The following is a 17692-nucleotide window of genomic DNA, read 5'->3' as shown; positions in this document are numbered from 1 at the left end:
CGGTCTGTCGGACCTGTTCGCGGGCCGCTATCTCGAGGCATGGTTTCCGGCCAACCTGCCGTTCGACCCGTTTCCCCTCACCTTGGACATCGCGATCACGGGTACCCGCGTGCGCCACTCGGTCATCAGCAACGGAGACGTGGCGACGAGGGGCGAGCGCCGGTGGACCGTGACCTTCCCGCGAAGCTTCACGGCCCTTTCACCCCTGCTGGAGATCCGCGCGGCGGACACCGTGAGCCGAGCCTCCCACACGGTGATGCTTCCCGGCTCAGGCACCGCGGTGAAGATCGAGGCATGGAAGGCGAACGGCGGCCCCGAGGACCTGGGTCTCGCCCTCGATCGCATCAGCACGCTGCTGCGGCATAACGAACGCGACTATGGCGCCTTCCACGGCGACCGCTTCGTCTGTCTCTTTCCCGGGGCTGACGGCGGCATGGAGTACAACCAGGGTGCCACGACGTCCTGGCGGGCCCTGCCCCACGAGGTGTTCCACTCCTGGTTCGCCCGCGGAGTCACTCCGGCCTCCCAGTCGGACGGCTGGTGGGACGAGGGCTTCACGCAGTTCCACGACCACGGGACGGACGCCGTGCAGCCGTTCGACTTCCGTGAGCCGCCTGCGCAGCTCTGTCCGCGGGCGCCCTTCGCCCGCCGCACGGTCCGCAACGCCTACACCGACGGCAGCCGCTTCTTCCGGGGGCTGGCCGCCGCGCTCGGACCAGCCGGGCTACGTCACGCCATGCGCGCCGTCTACGCGAGGTATGCCGGGCGGCCCCTGTCGACGGCACAGCTCGAGGCCGAGCTCATCGCAGCCACTGGGCGCCCTGACCTGGTGGATGCGTTCCACCGGTTCGTCTACGGCTTTGCCGACCCGACGCCGAGTCCCCGACTTTCCCTAGCTGCCACACCCGGCCACGCGGCGGTGTGGGTGCGCCACGCCGACGACGGCGGGCAGGCCCCTCAGGCGCCACTCACGGGAGCGGACAACTGGTTCCATGCCAGGGTGCGAAACGATGCCGCCGCGGGCCACTGCCGGCATTTCGCCGTGGTCTTCTCCCTGACGGAGGCTGCCGGCGAGGAGCCCTCCTATCCCAGCGGTTTCGGGACACCCACCACGGTGGCCTGCGACTTTGACCTTGCGCCCGGCGAGGACCGGGTCATATGCGCCCGCTGGCCTCGGGCCCTCGCGCCTGACCCCGGCATGGGGCTGCGGATCCTCGCAGCGCTGCATTACCGCGACGGGCACCCCACTCCTGGCACACACGTGTGGGAACAGCCGCAGCTCGCGCAGAGTCACGTCGTGGGCAGGTAGCCGGCCCTGCGGCGCTCGACCGGTTGCTCCAGAGGCGGGCAGGGCACGCCGACCTTGCGGAACAACTCCGAGGAGGGCCGCAGTCCCAGCTCGGCCCACAGCTGGCGGGTGAAGGCAACCAGCTGCCGACGCGCCTCGAAGACGTTCCCCTCGGCCAGATGCGCATCGATGAGCGCCCCCTGCGCCGACTCCCGCAACGGTTCCTCCGCGACGACCGCGAGCATGACGTCGATGGCCTCGGTATAGCGCCCTCGCTCGCGCAGCCGCCGAGCGGTCACCTCGGCGGCGTGCAGCCGCATCTGCCGCAGCTGCTCACGGGCCAGCAGCAGCCAGTCCTCATCCCAACCGGGAAGCAGCTCCTCCGCACGGACGAGCAGCTGCGGAAGCTCCAGCTCCCCGGAGTCCTCGGCCAGGGTGCGCTGAGCCTGCCGGCGCAGCCGGTGCACGTCCACCTCGACCTCGTCGGCCAGCCACACCCGGTCGATGCTCACCCGCACCAACCGAGAGTCCGCACTGCGAATGCGCCACAGCGCCGTCCGCAGGCTCCCGCGGCAGCGGTCCGAGCTCGCATCGGCCCAGAGGCGCTCGGCCAGCACGCGCCGGTCACAGTCGTGGGCGCGTAGCTTGTCCAGGGACAGATACGCCATCACCCGGCGCGCGTGGAGCGGAAGCGCCACCGGCTCGCCCTCGATCTGCAGGGAGAACCCTCCCAGCAGCGAGAGCTTGGCCGGTCCGGCCGTGGTCCGAGGGACGGCAGCAGCGTGCGAAACGGACATCAGGCGTCTCTCCCCCGGCGTGCGTGCGTCGCTTGGACGACTCCCCAGAATGCTCTGGACAAACCCCCCACGTCGGAACTATGAGACTCCCGGCGTGGTTCCGGCGTCAACATCCCGTCAACGACACACAGCGTTGACGGCCTGAGCCACAGGCGGGGGCGACGCTCCCACGGTGAGTCAGGACAGCTACCGCGTCATAGTCGTCCGCGCGAGGCGCGACAGCGGCAGGCTGATCATCCGCATCCTGACCGGCAGCGGCCCCTCGGCCCCGGCCCGGCAGTGGGTCGTGGCCGACGTGGCCGGGGCCGTGCAGCTGATCGCCGTGCTCCTGCACGAGCTCGACGACGGCTCGGCGCCCCCCACCGAGCCGGGGGAGCCGCCGCTCACGGCAGTGCCCCGGTCGCGAACGCCAGAGGCTACGCAGGATTGACGGCGGAGCAGACGGCCTCCCCGAGGATGGGCTCAAGGGGAAACCTACGGAGGTGTGACAAGTGAGCGTCGATTCCTACGCGGCTCCCAGGGAAGCCGAAGCCGCAAGCTATACGTCCCCGTTTGCGGGCCTGTCGCAGCTGAGCGAGGGGGAGCCAGGCGAGGCCCCGCAGGTAGAGGAACGGCCGGACGCCCCGTTCGAGGCGCTGTACGCCAGCCAGTCGCCATTCGGCACGGAAAGCGACAGCGAAGCGGACCCGGACAGGGAGACGACGGCGGCCCGGGACTTCCTCGAGGCGCTCCACGACGAAGACTTCGAGGACGCTCTGGAGCAACTGCTCAACGAGGGAGCCGCACGCGTCCTTGCCGACGCTCAGGAATGGCAGCTGGGAGCCGGGGATCCAGGCACCCGAGAAGCGCTGGAGGAATGGATCGCTCCCCTGATGACCGAGTGGGAACACTCCGTGGACGGCATCGCGGCGGGCCTGGAGAACATCGACCTGGCCCCTCTGGGCGAGCAGGAGCTCGATGAACTCCTCGATTCGCTGGAGCCAGCCCCCTCGCTGGGCACCGAGGTCTTCGACAACTTCCTCGGCAAGCTCATCCGCAAGGCAAAGTCCTTCATCAAGGAGAAGATTCGCCAGGTCGGCAGCTTCGTCAAGAATCCGGTCAAGGGCATCATCGACGTGGCCAAGAGCGGACTGCAGACCCTCAAGAGCGGCTTCCAGACCATCGGCAAGCACCTTATCGGCCCGATCCTGAACAAGCTCAAGGGCGTCGGACTGGCGCTGCTCAAGGGCGTCGTGTCGAAGCTCGCCGGTCCGCTCACCCGGCTCCTGCCCGCCTCCGTGCGGCCCGCTGTGGGCATTCTCATGAGCAAGCTCGGTCTGGAAGCGGGCGAGAGCGACGAGGCCCAGGCGGACGAGTCCACGGCCAGCGCGCTCGCTGAGGCCTTTGACACCGAACTCGCGGCCCTGCTTTACGCACCCGAGGGAGGAGAGCAGCTCGACGAGGACCAGTTCTCCGGCGAGTACGACGAGTTCGACGAAGCGGCCGGCCACGAGTCCGAGCTGGATGTGGCCGAGAGCCTTGACGATGCTCGTGCCCGACTGTCCACGGCCCTGACCGAGCACTCGCGCCCTGAGCCCCCGACAGCGGAGATCGAACAGTTCATCCCGGTGGTGCTCGCCATCCGCCCGCTGCTGAAGCTCGGGCTGAAGCTCACCGGCGCCCGCGGAAAGCTGATCAACCTCATTGCCACTCCACTCGCCAACCTCATCAAGGGCATGGTCGGTCCCGACGCGGCACGGCTCATCGCGCGGGCGGGAGTCGACGTCGGCTTCACCGCCCTCGGCCTGGAGGCGACTCCCGACGACCGGACGGTCCCGGGGGAGGCCCTCGCCTCCGCCGTGGAGTCGACGGTCATGGAGGTCCTCGACGAGCTGTCGGACGAGGCGCTCGAGGATCCCCTACAGGTCAGTGCCGCAGTCCAGCGAGCATTCGCCCGGGCCGCGGCGGCATACCTGCCGGACACGGTCCTGCGCGAAGACCTCCCGGAGCGGGAGTCGGCCGTCCCTGGCGGATTCTGGATCCTGATGCCGCGCAGGGCCCGCCCGCGGTACCGCTTCCGCAAGTACACCCAGGTCTTCGCGGTCCCCATCACCCGCCAGCAGGCCCGGGCGGTTCGGTGGTCCGACGGCGGAACCCTGGAGACCTACCTGCTCGACCGTGGGGTGCAGCGGTGGCCGGTGCAGTCGGAGATCGACCTCTATGAGGCCCTGCCGGGCACTCTCCCCGGGCACTTCACGAGGGACGACGCCCTGCCGGCCGGGGAACGTCCCGTGGACAACGAGTTCCAGCCCCTGACGCCGCAGGCGGCGGGTGTGCTCCTTCGCGAGCCTGCCCTGGGGCGATCGGCCACGGCGCTCCGGAGATTCCCGGCAGCCCAACGGCCCGTCCCGGGACAGCGCTACTTCCGGATCCGCGTCGGCCAGCTGCCGGACCGTCGCAGTCGCCGGCCGCGCCGGCTTCTCGTCACGTCCTGGGACCCGACCGCCCGCCGGCTGCGCATCGGACTGAGGCTGTCCGAGCGGCGCGCCCGCGCCTTGGTCTCCTCCATGCAGCGCACTGCCCCCGCCGGCCAACGAGACCTGCCGGCGGTGCTCACCGAACTGCAGGCCATCTACCTCGACCGCCTCGCGGACAAGGTGTCCCGTCGGCTGCTCCGGTCCTCGGCCGTCACCGACCCGGCCGCGGCGCGGCGCATCGGCGCCGCAGTCGCCTCCGCCACGAGCAGCGGGATCTCCCGCTACCTCATCCAGCGCGGCGCCTCGCTGGCGGCGGCCGTGGCGGACCCGGCGGCCGGCGTCACCATCACGGTGACCTTCCTCGGGCTCACCGGCGACCCGACCCGTGTCCCACCGCCGCCCCAGGTATCCGCGCAGCCGGGGTGGCACCATGCCTGACTCGCTCACCGTCGAGAAGACCGCCCTGGACATCGAGATCCGGCATTGGCGGCGCGCGTGCACGGACCTCGCCGACCTGGAGGTCTCGGCCTCGGCCGCGGCGTGGAAGGAGCTGGAGGCCTACCTGGACCTGAGCCTTCGATCGAGCCTCACAGCGGTGACCGGCCGGTTGATCGCGCATGCCGACCGGGCCCTGTTCTCCCTGCGGGCTGCGGAGACTCCTGCCGAAGTGGCGGCGGTGGGCGCGGAGCTGCTCATGCTGCGTCGGCGGTACACGAGGGCGGAGGCGGTGATCGACTTCTACGGCGACGCGGTGAACACCCGGACGAACCCCCTTACCGCGTCGATCCTTCGCGGACTCGACACCCTGGCCGTCCACAGCATGGACGTCGCGCTCCGGCCGCTCAACATCGACACCCCACCCGTGCTCTGCTACCTCGACAAGGGCCTGGGGGCGTCGATCCTGCGGGCGGGCGCACGTCTGTGGGACGCGTCCCTGTCCCCCGCGGCGGCCATCAAGATCACCCGGCACAACCTGTGGCAGCCCACCTCGCTCGTGCATGAGACGGGCCACCAGGTGGCGCACCTGACGGGCTGGACGACGGAGCTCGCGGACGCGCTCTTCGCCACCTTGGCTCCGCACAGCCGGGTGCTCGCGGAGGTGTGGCGCAGCTGGGCCAGCGAGGTCGCGGGGGACGTCTACGCCTTCGCCCTGCTCGGCTACGCCCCGGTGCCGGCGCTGGCCACCGTCGTCGACGGCCCGACCTCGCAGGTGTTCCGGATGCTGCCCGGCGACCCTCATCCGGTCTCGGCCCTGCGCATCCAGCTCAACGCGGCGCTGTGCCGATCCTGGTTCGGTCCCGGGCCGTGGGACGACCTTGCCGCCCGGTGGCTCACCAGGCACCCGGTCTCGCGGGCGCCGCAGGACGTCGCAGGCATCCTGACCGGAAGCCTTGCCCTGCTCCCGCTCATCGTCGACGTGTGCACCCGGACCCCGATGCACGCCTTCCACGGCGTGCCGCTGTCGACCCTTGCGGATCCGCGCAGGGTGGCACCCGCCGAGCTCAGGCGCCTGGCGGAACGTGCCGGCCCATCCCTCTACACCTCGAGCCACCTGCAGCGCCTCGAGCCGATGCGGATCCTGTCCCTGACGGTGTTGCGCGGGCTGGACCACCGAACGCCGTCCACCGAAATGAGAACGTGGCTGAGCCGTCTTGGCGGCGAGCGCTCGGCCGCCGCGTGAGCAGGAGAGAGACATCATGACGGACCAGAGATCCACACCGGAAACCGCGGACGACTTCGTGCGCAACCTTGCCAGGCTGGTCGGCGCCATGGGCTTCGGCCGCCAGCAGCAGGACCTCCAACCGGAACAGCAGCACCTCATCCTGCAGTTTCGGGCGCTGCGCAACGGGCTGGGCAACTACGGCCGGCATGGCGAGTCGCCGGACCGGGCGCTCATCCCGTCGCCCGAGATCCGGCCGAGCGGTGGACCGTACACCGCATACACCATGACCTTCGTCGACGTGCTGCCGCGGACGACCGCGCGCATCCTCCTTCGCTATGCGGATCGTGAGGTCGCCTACGACGTCGAGGCGGTGGACCCCGAGAGCTGGGAGCTTCCCATCCCCGATCAGGCCGTGGATGCCGTCGTGCTCTCCGACGTGCGCGGCGAGCCACTTGCCATCGGCATTCCCACCTTCCACGACGACCGAGCGAGCCAGACCGGCCACGGCATGACCGTCACCGGAGAGCCGCTGCCGGCGGGAGCCCCGCCGGAGCACGCCTCGGGAAACCGCACCGGCAAACCATCCAACTCGAAGGCCTAGACCATGTTCCGGACACTCGTCGGACTCATTCCGAACCCGCCCACACCGGCAGCCCCGTGGCTTCCCTCGGAGAAGGCCAACGCGGTCCTCTCCGTGCATCCTCTGCAGCTGAGCCGGTGGCTGGAGGAGATGTGGTCGCAGGGCGGCATAGCGAACCCCGCGTGGCAGACCATCCTGTCTCCTGGGGGCGCGCCTCCCGGCGGCACCCGGGTCCCGCTCGGTGACCCGGCCGCCATCACGGCGACCTCGCTGCCGCAACTGCTGTTGAACACCATGCGTTCCGGAATCGATCCGAAGCCCAAGGCGGCCGCCCAGCCGTTCAACCCGGCGTCACCGTTCGGCACGATGACTCCGCCCCCGGTCTGGGAGCACCTGCTCTACGCCTATCTCATCGAGGCCACCGGCGTCTTCGAGATCCTCGGCGAGGTGGTGCGCCGGTTCGCCGTCGGCGAGTCCCTGCCCACGCCCAGCGTCGAGACGCTGGTGTGGGCGCGAAACACGGAGCAGCTGTTCTTCCGCGACCCTCCCCTGTTCGGCATGAGCGGCCTCATGACGAGCCAGCTTCGCCCCGACGCCCGCATCAACCGGCGCAACGTCTACTGGCGCATGTTCGGCCTGGACCTGCCCCACCCGCCGGCGAGGGGAGTCGACGATCAGCCGTGGAAGCGCAACATCGGCACTGCCGGCAACACGCGGTTCCTCGAGCTGTGGAACGAGCTGCTGCGGCAGGTCTGGCTCGGCATCGAGAACGACAAGAACTCGTCCGGCACGAACGCCACGGACGCGACCTACATCGGCTATCTCTGCCAGACCCTGGGCGAGATGCTGCAGCTGCGGCGGCGTGGCGGGATGATCTCGCAGGAGGAGTTCGCCTACGTCACGATGCTCAGCTGGTTCCACCTGACGGTCGAGTCCGACACCTCGATCGTGGCGGACCTCAACGCCAACGCCGGCGTCCTGGGCAACCCGGCGGACCGGTTGGCCTCCATCGGCAGGCTCGTCGGTGTCGTGCCGTCCCGTCAGGCCCGTGAGCTTTTCGAGCTCGCAGACCTCGTCTCGACCCTGATGTGGCTCATCGAGCTTGGCATGTTCAACGCCACGCCGAACGCCACCCTGCTCTACAAGAGGGACGGGGTCGCCAACCCGAAGATCTCGGAGACCATGAACCGCATCATCGATCTCTGGCAGTCAGGCACCGGCGAGCGGGTCAAGGACCTGGCCGTGAGCACTCGGCGACCCCAGGTCGACACCAGGTCGGCCCAACCCACCCGGTTGCCCGGTGGGCTCGTTCCGGTCGTGTCCCCAACGAGCAACGGTCACGGCTCCACCGTCAGCGCCCGACCATGACAAGCAGGTAGCACCATGGAAACCCTCCGCACCTCCTCGATCTTTGCCCCTCCGGGGGAAGCCGGGCCGGAGATCGGCACCGAGGCCTGGCCAACTCCAAGCGTCTTCGCCACCCATTCCGCAGACGGCGAGTCCGGGGCGGCCGCCGACGAGACCGCCTGGGGCGAAACCGCCGACGGGGTCACATGGACTGAAACCAGCGACGAGAACCCCTGGGGCGAAGCGCCCGACGAGACCGCCTGGACCGAGACCACCGACGAGACCGCCTGGGGCGAAACCACTGACGAGGCCACGTGGACCGAAACCAGCGACGAGAACCCCTGGGGCGAAGCCCCAGACGAGACCGCCTGGACCGAGAGCAACGACGAGAACCCCTGGGCCGAGATCACCGAGGAAGCCGACTTCGAGGCAGGAGCGGTGGAGGAGACCGAGTCAGGCCCGATGCTGGCCGCCGAGCCTGGGCCGGGACGACTGGAAACGGAAGCCTTCGAGTCCGGGCTCGTGCTCGTCGCTCATCCGGGAGCCGAGGGCAAGGGCGAGGAGCACTGGGATCCCAACAATGCGGGAGTCCCGCTCTACGACACGGGCCCGGACGTCGCGAGGAAGAAGCTCTCCCGGAACTTCACGGTGGGCGAGCTCGCATCCAGCGGCGGGCGGACCGATTCTCGGGCCCGCATCTCGGCCGAGCTGGTCCGGGCCCTGCAGGCGGTCCGCGACCGGGCAGGTAGGCCCGTGACGGTCACCTCCGGGTACCGGTCCTGGCGGCGCAACGTCGAGGTCTACCGTCGTGCCGGAAAGACCCCGACGAGGAGCCGGCACTGCAGCGGACAGGCGGCGGACATCACCATCGCGGGTCTGTCCGGTATGCAGATCGCCAAGCTCGCCCTCGACGCCTGCGGGGACCGCATCGGCGTCGGCATCGGCGGCACCTTCGCACACATCGACGTTCGCGGCTCGTGGGCCAAGTGGACCTACTTCAGCGGGGACCGGAACCGGCGAGCCCTCGAGGAGATCGAGAGCCACCGGCGGCGTCGCTCCTCGCCGCGACCGCCCGGCACCACGCCGACCCCCACCCCGTCCCCGAGGCCTCGTGCCGACATCGCACCGGGGAGAGTGGTGGTGGAGCAGCTTCCGCTGCTCCAGGCGCACTCCGGCTCACACCCCGATCTCGTCCTCAAGTGGAACCGCATGGTGCAGCCTTCGGCGGTCGACGTCGTCGTGCACCTCCACGGCCACACCCCGAGCGGTCATGCGCTCAACATCGAGACGGAGAAGGAGCCCGTCAGCGGGCTCGACTTCTCGGATCCGGACGGCTCGGGAGGCCGCGGTCGGACCCGGCCGACCCTGCTCGTCCTGCCCCGCGGCCACCATGACCCCCAGACCACCGCGGGTCGAAACGAGCAGCGATACACCTTCCCCGCGCTCACCCGGGCCGGTGGCCTGGGGAGGCTGGTGGAGGCGGCGCTCAGGCAGTTCGCCGCCAGCACAGGGGCGAATGTCTCCGTCGACCGACTCATCGTCACGGCGCACTCCGGCGGCGGGGCTGCCCTCATGGCTCTGCTGGACCACAACAACCCGCACGAGATCCACACCTTTGACGCGTTGTACGGCGACCCCGCACGGCTCATCGCGTGGGCGCAGCGGCGCATGGCTTCAGGAACCGGGGCCCTGCGCGTCCTCTACCGTCCGGGTGAGAAGACGGCACGCAACAGCGAGATGGTCGCTCGCGCCATCCACCCCGCCGCATCGCCCAGTTTCCGGGTGGAGGCGACGCGCGTCAGTCATGGCGACTTGCCGCGGCGCTTCGGGTGGCGGCTGCTCGCGGACGCCTCCGCCGATCTGCCCGGCGTCGCCCGGCCGAGGGCGGCCACCGTGACCCCCGAAGCCTCGATGGACGAATGGTCCCCCACCAACTGGTCCAAGGAGGTTGGGGATCTCGCCGAGGCCGGCTACCTCGACGAGGCCGGCTACCTCGACGAGGCTGACTATCTTGATCGCGCCGAGACTCCCGAGGAGGCGGGTGCCGCCGAAGAGGTGGAGGCAGAGGCGGTTGCCGATGCCGTGTCCCTGTTCGAGGCGCCTACCGGACAGACCACCGTCTGCGGCGCTCTGCGCGGCGACGAACCGAAGTTCCGCACCGGAACCGCCTCGACGCCGGACGGGGTCGCGGAACCGCGCACCACGCCCGATCCGCGGGTCTACGGCCTGCACCTCTGGGACTACAAGGTCAACGACTACTCCCTGCGTCGCCGGCACCTCGAGGCGCTTCGGCTGCTCGTGGCCAAGATCGCGGCCGATGTCCGGTCCGGCCGGTTCTCCGAGGGAGGCTGGAAGATCAGCGTCGACGGCTTCGCCTCGCGCACCGGCAACTACGACCACAACCTGAGCCTGTCGTTCTGGCGCATGACCACCGTGGCGCGCTGCCTCGAGTGCATGCTGGGGCAGGCGGGCATCCCCCCGGGACGGGTGACCATGGGCGACCAGCGCGGGCTGGGCTACCAGGAGGCGGTTCCCAACGTCGAGGACCCACGCCGGAGGCTCGTTCAGGTGACGGTGCACCCGCCGGGGCTGAAGCCGCCGCCGATCCGTCCCTCGTCGGACCGCTTCGAGATCTGCTTCACATCCCTGGAGAACCAGGTGCAGACGATCCCCATCCCGGGGACGTTCAACATGCTCGGCGTTGCGCGGACCAAAGCCACCTATCGGATCCGTGACACCCGCACCCGCGAGACCCAGTCCTACGCCTATACCGGCGTTGGCGTCATGGTCCAGGTCCCCGTGGACAAGGTCATCCCCGCCAAGGTCCGCAACCGCATCCCCAAACCGCTCATGGACATGGTCGGCAAGCTGCTGGCGCGCATCATCCCCGGCGGGGGCAAACCGGGGACCGGAGCCTGTACGCCCTTCGGCGTGGCCGTCTTCCCCACTCCGGACCCCGTCCGGATCCCCCCGCCGTCCATCGGCGTGCGGTCCTTCGCCGGCGCCGTCGACCTGATGGTCCCCGCACCCGGTCTGGGCAACGTGCAGATCCGCTTCGACAATCCGCTGTTCCGCTTCCATGCGAAGGCCGTGGTCAAGCCAGACCCACTGGAGGTGGACGTCGCCCGGACCCTCACGGCACGGGCCATCGTCGCCACGCAGGGGACGGCGGTCCTGATGGGCCCGCTGTCCCGGGAGAGCGGCGCTGACACGGAAGCGGGACTGGAGGTTGCCGAGGCAGCGGCGGCCCTGTAGCGCCCCGGCTACGGCAGGATCGGGGAGAAGGCCGTCCAGCCGCTGCCGACGACGTGGCGACCCTGCCAGCCTCCGCGCCCGTCGCCGGGGTAGAGGTAGAGCGTGCCGTCGAACGCGCCCGCCAGCACGTCGGAGCGGCCGTCGCCGTCGAAGTCCCCGGCGCTCGTCACCCAGCGGAACGCGTTCCAGTCGGTGCCCACCCGCCGGGCCGGCGCGAAGCCTCCCCAGCCGTTGCCGGGGTAAAGCCACAGCGTGCCGTCCTGCTTCCGGGCGAGGACGTCCGGCGCCCCGTCGCCGGTGAAGTCGCCCGGGCTGAACAGGGACGTCATACCGTTCCAGCCGTAGCCGACCTGCCGCACGGCCCGGAAGCCGCCGTTGCCGTCACCGGAGTAGAGGAAGAGGCCACCGTCGGAGGCCCGCCGCGCGAGCAGGTCCGGGCGTCCGTCCCGGTCGAAGTCGCGGATCGGCACGACGCGGTTGTGCATCTGCCACGCGGTGCCGATCCGGCGTGCCGTCCCGAAGCCGCCACTCAGGGTGCTGGGGCGCAGGTAGAGGTCACCGTCCACCGACTGGAACATCAGGTCGTTGGGGCCGAGGCTGCTCCAGGGTCCCGCGGTGAAGGCCTTCGCATAGCGGTCCCAGCCACTCGACGAGACGAGCCTGCGCGGCGTCCAGCCGCCGGTCCCGGTCGTGCCGTAGACGTAGAGCGCACCCGAGCCGCGCTCGACGGCCGCCACGTCGGTGTGGAACACGCCCGGCAACGGGGCCGTCTGCAGGGCGGCCACGGCGGAGCGGATCGCGGGGAGCTGGGCGTAGAGGTAGGTGCCCGGGCAGTCCGTGTAGTTGACGTCGCGGTGTCCGATGATCATCGGCAGCGCGTACGACCCGACGGTGGGGTACCTCGTCGACGGCGCGCCGCCGTACCACGTGACGGTGCTCGTCGCGAGGGCGGAGAACCGCAGCCGCCACGCGATCGCCCGCTCGAGGATGCTGAGGCCGGCGGCGCTCGGACGGGCCGTCATGTAGTTGCCGAGCATCGAGATGCCGAACGTGTTCTGGTTGAACCCCAGGGCGTGCGCCCCCTGGACGGGGTTGGTCAGCCCCCCGTAGCGGCCCTCGAACGCCTGGCCGTACTTGTCGACGACCATGTTGTAGCCGATGTCGCACCACCCGTTGACCTGGGTGTGGTAGGCGAGGATCGAGCGCAGGATGGCGAACGAGCCGCTCGGCGTGTAGTCGTTGCTCCCCGCGTCGTGGTGGACGACAACCCCGTCCACGGACGAGTTCACCGTGGGCACGCACCCGCCCCGGAGGGACTCGTCGGCGCCCCACTCGGCACGGCTGTAGATGCGGGGCCGGGCCGGGAGCGCGGCGGCGGAGCCCGCCGGGGCGGCCTCGGGCTGGTCGGCCGGGGACGCCCCCGGGTCGATCTCCTCGAGACGGGCGGTGCGCAGGGCGCTTCGTGCCGCGAAGCGCAGCTGCACCCGCGTGGTGTCCCCCACCCACATCGGGTCGGTGGACACGCGTGCCGCCCGACCCGACCGGCCGGCCGACGTGTCGACGAGGCCGAGGTTCACCGTCACCGGCGTCCAGTCGCTCCAGCTGCCGGAGGGACGCAGGCTGCGCCACGCGACCGTCGTGGTCGAAGTCGGGGCGGCCGCCTGGGGCCACGAGACGCCGACGAGCTTGGCCGTGGTGTCGAAGGTGAGCACGCGGTCCACCGAGCCGATCTCGGGGCTCGTCCCGGGAGTCAGCTGCTGGGCCCGCGCGGCCAGTGCGGCGTCCTCGCCGACCGTCGCGGGGGCCGGGTCGGCCACGAGGCCGGCGAGGTCCACGTGCTTGACCGTCGGGGCGATGGGCTTCGGCGCGGGGCGCGAGCCGGCCCCGAGCTGCGGCAGCACGGACGGCGAGACGGCCATGGCGAGGCCCAGCGCGTTGACGCCGAGGAGCAGCCGGGCGGCTCTGCGCCGCCACCACGGGCGGCGCGTCGAAGACGACCTCAAGGCGGATGGGGCACTGGTCATGGCAGACATCCTGGTGGGCTCGACGGCATACGGCGCCAATGGTACATATGCGTCAAGGCAGCAGGGGCGCGAGCGGCCGCCGGGAAGACGACGACGGTGCCCGCCGCCGGCTCGGGCCAGCCCTGGGCGGAGCGCTCAGGACAGCACGGAGAACGTGCTCCACCCGCTGCCGGCCCGCCGCTGGCCGAGCCAGCCACCGGCGCCGTCGCCGCGGTAGAGCCACAGCGTGCCGTCCGACGCGCTGGCGAGGACGTCCGCGCTGCCGTCGCCGTCGACGTCGCCGGCGCCGGTCACCGAGGCGAACTGGGCCCATCCCGACCCGACCTGGCGCGCCGCGCGGAAGCCGCCCGTGCCGTTGCCGGGGTAGAGCCAGAGGCCGCCGTCGGCGCGGCGAGCCAGCACGTCGGGTATGCCGTCCCCGTCGAAGTCGCCGGGGCTGAAGACGGCGGTCAGGCCGTTCCAGCCCCAGCCCACCTCACGGCTCGGGGCGAAGCCGCCGTCTCCGGTGCCCGGGTAGAGCACGAGCCGGCCGTCCGACGCCCGTCGCGCCAGCAGGTCGGTGCGGCCGTCGCCGTCGACGTCGCCCGCCGGGAACACGAGGTTGTGCACCTGCCAGCCCGTCCCGACGCGCCGGGCGGCGCCGAAGGTGCCGTCACCGGTCCCCGGGGCGAGGTAGAGGTCCCCGTTGCCGGTCTGGTACATGAGGTCGCTCACCGCGTCCGCGTCCCAGGTGCCCGCCGTGAAGGCCTTGGGATACTGCGTCCAGCCGCCGCTCGCGGCGCCGACGCGGGGCCGCCAGCCGCCGGTGCCATCCGTCGGGTAGACGTAGAGCGCGCCGGAGCCCTGGGCGACCGCCACGAGGTCGGTGTTGCCGTCCGCGGTGACGTCCCGCGGGACGCCGACGCCGAGGGGCTTGAACCAGTCCGAGCGCAGGCCGAGGACCTGTCGCACGCGAGCGCCGGACACCGTCACCGACCCGTCGCTGCCGGTGAGGACGACGGTGCCGACCCGGCCGCGCCACTCCCCCGCCCCGGCCCGGCTCGTGATCCGCAGGGACCGGAAGCGGCCGATGGCCGGGAAGGCGGACTCGATCGCCGCCACGGAGACCGTGGTGCGCCAGGCGTGCGACCCGTTGCCGGGCGTGGCGTCCCATGGGTCGGCCTTCGCGACGAGGTAGGGCTTGCCGCCGTCGGCGGTCCACCCGCCGTTGGAGGAGCTGAACATCGTCAGGGCGACGCCGCCGCCGGAGAGCAGCGCCTGGCGTCCGGTCGCGGCGACCGCGGCGTCGCTCGCGGCATACTCGTAGCTCGTCGAGCCGCGTCGGGTGCCGTTGAAGACCTGGCTGCTCGTGCCGTCGGAGACGTCGTACCACTGCGGTGACGCGGGGGCGTAGCGCCGCTGGTTCTCGGCATACGACCGGGCCGCCACGGCCTGCGCGGCGAGCGCGTCCGGCGGCCACGAGGCCGGCATCTCGCTCGGGACGACGCTGCGCAGGTAGCTCTCCATGGGGGTCGCCACGATCGGCGTCAGCGTCTCCGCGCCGGCCGGGCCGATGAGCCCCGCCCGGACCTGGCCGCGGTAGACGACGGGGGTGCCCATGGTGGTCGCGGTGCCCTCGTAGGTCGTGACCGTCCCGCCCGTGGGGTTCTCGAACCACGCGAGCTGGCCGGGGACCGTCGTGTAGGTCATCCACGCCGAGCCCGGGCTCGGGCGGCACTGCAGCAGCAGCGTCGTGGGCGTGCCGGCCGTGCGCCCGGCGGCCACATACCGCCACGGGGCACCTGCGCTGCCGGCGCAGGAGGAGAGCCGGATGCCGCTCCCGCGCCCCGGCCAGCTGGCCTGCACGTCGCCGCTCGGCAGCGTCGCGGCGTAGACGGCGTCCGAGATGCCGTGGACCCGGACCCGGACCGTCGGGTTGCCGATGTCGCCGTATGCCGTGCCCGGGTAGTAGAAGCCCAGGATCTGGCGCCACGAGGCGCCCGCCCGGGCACCGCCGAGGGCGCCGTACTGCGACATCCCGATGCCGTGGCCCCAGCCGCGGCCGTCGATGGTCAGCGTCGGCACGGCCGGCCTCGGGTAGATCTCGGCCGCCGAGGCGGGCAGGGCGGTGCCGAGACCGGTCGTTGCGGCGAGCAGCGCCGCGAGGGCGCCGACGAGACGCCGGGCATTCGTCGAGGCGTGCCGCGGGGCGGCCGGCCGGGAGGAGAACATCGAGATCACGCCTTGGAGGGAGAAGGTGGCCTGGGCAACGTGACCCGGGACGTCGGTCGGCTGACGCCGAAAGTATACCGAATTGCAACACTTGGTGGGATTTGGCGGCGCCCGACCCGTCGCGACCTGGGTCCCGGTGGGGACGGGACCGCCGGGGTCAGCCCCGGGCGGCGGTGAACGTCTCCTCCCACGTGCCTGGCGAGGTGAGGCGGCCCTGCTCGCCGCGGTAGGCGCGGCGCAGCGCCGGCCACCGCGCCGCGGCCCGAGCCGTGGCCACGAGGATCCGCGCGAGCTCCCGGCGGGCGAGTGCCCGGTCCCGGCGGCGCTCCGACGTCGTGGCGCCGGAGGCCGAGGAGACGTATGCCGCGTCGAGCACGCCCAGGGTGGGCACGTCCGCCCGGGAGAGCGGGACGGCGACAGGCGTTGCCCGGCGTGGCGCCCAGACGAAGGCGCGCAGGAGGGCTGCCGGCAGCGCGGCGGCCCCCCGACGCCCGGCCTCGGCGGGGGGCACGACGGTGGCACCACCCACCGGCCCGACCGGCTGCCCGACCGGCTCGGCGCCGACCGGCCGCCCGACCGGCTGGGCACCGGCCGGCTCGGCGCCGGCCGCCGCCCGCCGCGCCAGCCGCTCGGCGACGCCGGCCACGCGCTCGCGCACCGGCGCGATGCCGGCACGCTGCGCGGCAAGGAGCGCGTCGGGGCCTGCGAGGAACTCCTCGATGGCCCACGCGGACAGGTCGGCGGCGCCGTAGGCCATGGTCACGAGGTGCTCGGCCGCGCGAGCCGCGACGCCGAGCAGCAGCCGCACGGGCACCCGCGGGCCGTGCAGGGCGGCGGTGACGAGCCGGTTGCGCACGAGGAAGAAGACCTGCCAGTCCACGGCGGTGTCCTTGTCGACCCACGGCACGTGCCACACCGCGACGCCGGGGAAGGTGCAGGTCGCCACCCCGGCGTCCCGGGCCCGCAGGCCGAGCTCGACGTCGTCCCACTTGATGAAGAACGGCATGGCGAGGCCGTGCGACCGAAGGAACGGGGCGGGCACGAGGCACATCCACCAACCGGAGAAGTCCACCCGGTGGGCCACCCGCAGCGCCGCGTCCCCCGCCATCGGGGTGCGGTCGAGGTCGGCGCGGGACCGCCCATGCGCGGGGGTCCGCCAGATGAACGCGCGTGGGTCGATGACCTCGCCCGTGGAGTGCAGCAGCGTCGGCGAGCTCGTGTAGAGCATCTGTGCGCCGATCAGCCCCTCGAAGCCGAGGGCCGCGAGGGCGGCCGCCCGACGAAGCGACTCGGGGTCGAGGCAGATGTCGTCGTCGAGGAGCGCGACGTGGGTCACCTGCGACGACCCGTCGAGGAGCTGCGCCATGCCGCGGGAGAAGCCGCCCGACCCGCCGGCGTTCGGCTGCGCGACCACCTCGAGGCGGTGCCCGAGCCCGGTGGCGCCGAGGGCCTCCGGCCGGTCGGCCAGCCGCGTCGCCCCGTGGTCGACGACGACCACCCTGGCGAGGAGCTCGTCGGGCAGCTCGCCCAGGGTCCGCAGCAGCTCGAGGCAGCTGTCGGGGCGGTCCATCGTCGTGACGGCCGCTCCGAGCACGACGGGTCGGGGATGACCCCGGACCCAGAAGCCCGCCTGCTCCACGGTGACCGAGCGCGCACCGGCCTCGGCGCGCAGCCACAGCCACTGGGCGTCGCCGTCGAGCCGGAACTCGTGCTCGCACAGGCGCTGCTCCCCGGTCGCCTCCCACGACGCGAGGACCGAGAGGTCACCGGCCGGGTCGACGGCGTGCAGGGTCAGCCGTCCGCTCCCACCGAGCCGGGCGCGCACCCGCGCGACGGTGCACCCCGTGAGCCGGTGCCAGCCGGCCGCGGGGAACCCGGCGGCATACGTCCCGAGGTCGAGGACGCCCCCGGCGGCGACCTCGAACCGAGCCCGGTCCGGGCCACCCGGGCTCTCCCCCGCGACGTAGACGGGCCCGGCGCCGTCCGGCGCGGTGCGCGCCGGACGGAGGCACCGGTGGACCTCGACGAGCTCACGCTCGTCGCGCAGCGGCGCCGGCTCCGCGCTCACGAG

The 17692-nt window shown here is 71.9% G+C and carries 11 protein-coding genes; 7 read left to right on the top strand and 4 right to left on the bottom strand.

All coding sequences use genetic code 11. From position 1 onward, the window contains the following. The coding region (locus tag VFJ94_RS15655; protein WP_325005154.1) for a hypothetical protein at positions 1–1309 on the top strand (1309 nt) is incomplete at its 5' end. On the opposite strand, the gene VFJ94_RS15650 is transcribed toward VFJ94_RS15655, so the two are convergent. Next, a complete protein-coding gene (locus VFJ94_RS15650; RefSeq protein WP_325005153.1) occupies positions 1291–2085 on the bottom strand; it encodes an AfsR/SARP family transcriptional regulator in 795 nt (264 codons plus the stop codon). The two genes, VFJ94_RS15655 and VFJ94_RS15650, sit on opposite strands and share 19 nt — an antisense overlap. Positions 2086–2257: 172 nt before the next feature. Between VFJ94_RS15650 and VFJ94_RS15645 the strand changes: the two genes are divergently transcribed. From VFJ94_RS15645 to VFJ94_RS15620, 6 genes are all read left to right on the top strand, one after another. After that, positions 2258–2515 (top strand): hypothetical protein, encoded by a 258-nt coding sequence (locus tag VFJ94_RS15645; protein ID WP_325005152.1) that lies wholly within the window; start codon positions 2258–2260, stop codon positions 2513–2515. A gap of 61 nt (positions 2516–2576) precedes the next feature. Further along, positions 2577–4979, top strand: coding sequence for a hypothetical protein (locus VFJ94_RS15640; RefSeq protein WP_325005151.1), 2403 nt, complete (start codon positions 2577–2579; stop codon positions 4977–4979). Further along, positions 4972–6222, top strand: a complete 1251-nt coding sequence (locus VFJ94_RS15635) for a hypothetical protein (RefSeq protein ID WP_325005150.1) — start codon at positions 4972–4974, stop codon at positions 6220–6222. Before VFJ94_RS15640 ends, VFJ94_RS15635 begins: the two co-directional genes overlap by 8 nt. Before the next feature lie 16 nt (positions 6223–6238). Then, positions 6239–6805 carry a hypothetical protein gene (locus VFJ94_RS15630; protein ID WP_325005149.1) on the top strand — a complete coding sequence of 189 codons (567 nt, stop codon included), beginning with the start codon at positions 6239–6241 and terminating at the stop codon, positions 6803–6805. Positions 6806–6808: 3 nt separating this feature from the next. Next, a complete protein-coding gene (locus VFJ94_RS15625; protein WP_325005148.1) occupies positions 6809–8152 on the top strand; it encodes a hypothetical protein in 1344 nt (447 codons plus the stop codon). Between the two features lie 15 nt (positions 8153–8167). After that, positions 8168–11386: a D-Ala-D-Ala carboxypeptidase family metallohydrolase gene (locus VFJ94_RS15620; protein WP_325005147.1), complete on the top strand. Its 3219-nt coding sequence runs from the start codon at positions 8168–8170 to the stop codon at positions 11384–11386. A gap of 8 nt (positions 11387–11394) precedes the next feature. Here the strand turns inward: VFJ94_RS15620 and VFJ94_RS15615 are convergent, their stop codons facing one another. The 3 genes from VFJ94_RS15615 to VFJ94_RS15605 form a co-directional block, all read right to left on the bottom strand. Further along, complete coding sequence (locus VFJ94_RS15615) at positions 11395–13410, bottom strand: FG-GAP-like repeat-containing protein (RefSeq protein ID WP_325005146.1); 2016 nt, start codon at positions 13408–13410, stop codon at positions 11395–11397. A gap of 135 nt (positions 13411–13545) precedes the next feature. Next, entirely contained in the window at positions 13546–15621 is a 2076-nt protein-coding gene (locus VFJ94_RS15610; protein WP_325005155.1) for a SpoIID/LytB domain-containing protein, read from the bottom strand. 157 nt (positions 15622–15778) lie between these two features. Beyond that, positions 15779–17689, bottom strand: coding sequence for a glycosyltransferase (locus tag VFJ94_RS15605; RefSeq protein WP_325005145.1), 1911 nt, complete (start codon positions 17687–17689; stop codon positions 15779–15781). Between the last annotated feature and the right edge of the window lie 3 nt (positions 17690–17692).

This window comes from Intrasporangium sp. (assembly GCF_035688975.1).
Lineage (GTDB): Bacteria > Actinomycetota > Actinomycetes > Actinomycetales > Dermatophilaceae > CALMNV01.
This window is presented reverse-complemented; position numbering and strand designations above follow the sequence as displayed.

What these genes read in the sequence shown, in the direction of transcription:
- VFJ94_RS15650 (WP_325005153.1), bottom strand. Translation starts at nt 2,085, where the DNA reads ATGTCCGTTTCGCACGCTGCTGCCGTCCCTCGGACCACGGCCGGACCG.
- VFJ94_RS15635 (WP_325005150.1), top strand. Translation starts at nt 4,972, where the DNA reads ATGCCTGACTCGCTCACCGTCGAGAAGACCGCCCTGGACATCGAGATC.
- VFJ94_RS15630 (WP_325005149.1), top strand. Translation starts at nt 6,239, where the DNA reads ATGACGGACCAGAGATCCACACCGGAAACCGCGGACGACTTCGTGCGC.
- VFJ94_RS15625 (WP_325005148.1), top strand. Translation starts at nt 6,809, where the DNA reads ATGTTCCGGACACTCGTCGGACTCATTCCGAACCCGCCCACACCGGCA.
- VFJ94_RS15620 (WP_325005147.1), top strand. Translation starts at nt 8,168, where the DNA reads ATGGAAACCCTCCGCACCTCCTCGATCTTTGCCCCTCCGGGGGAAGCC.
- VFJ94_RS15615 (WP_325005146.1), bottom strand. Translation starts at nt 13,410, where the DNA reads ATGACCAGTGCCCCATCCGCCTTGAGGTCGTCTTCGACGCGCCGCCCG.
- VFJ94_RS15610 (WP_325005155.1), bottom strand. Translation starts at nt 15,621, where the DNA reads ATGTTCTCCTCCCGGCCGGCCGCCCCGCGGCACGCCTCGACGAATGCC.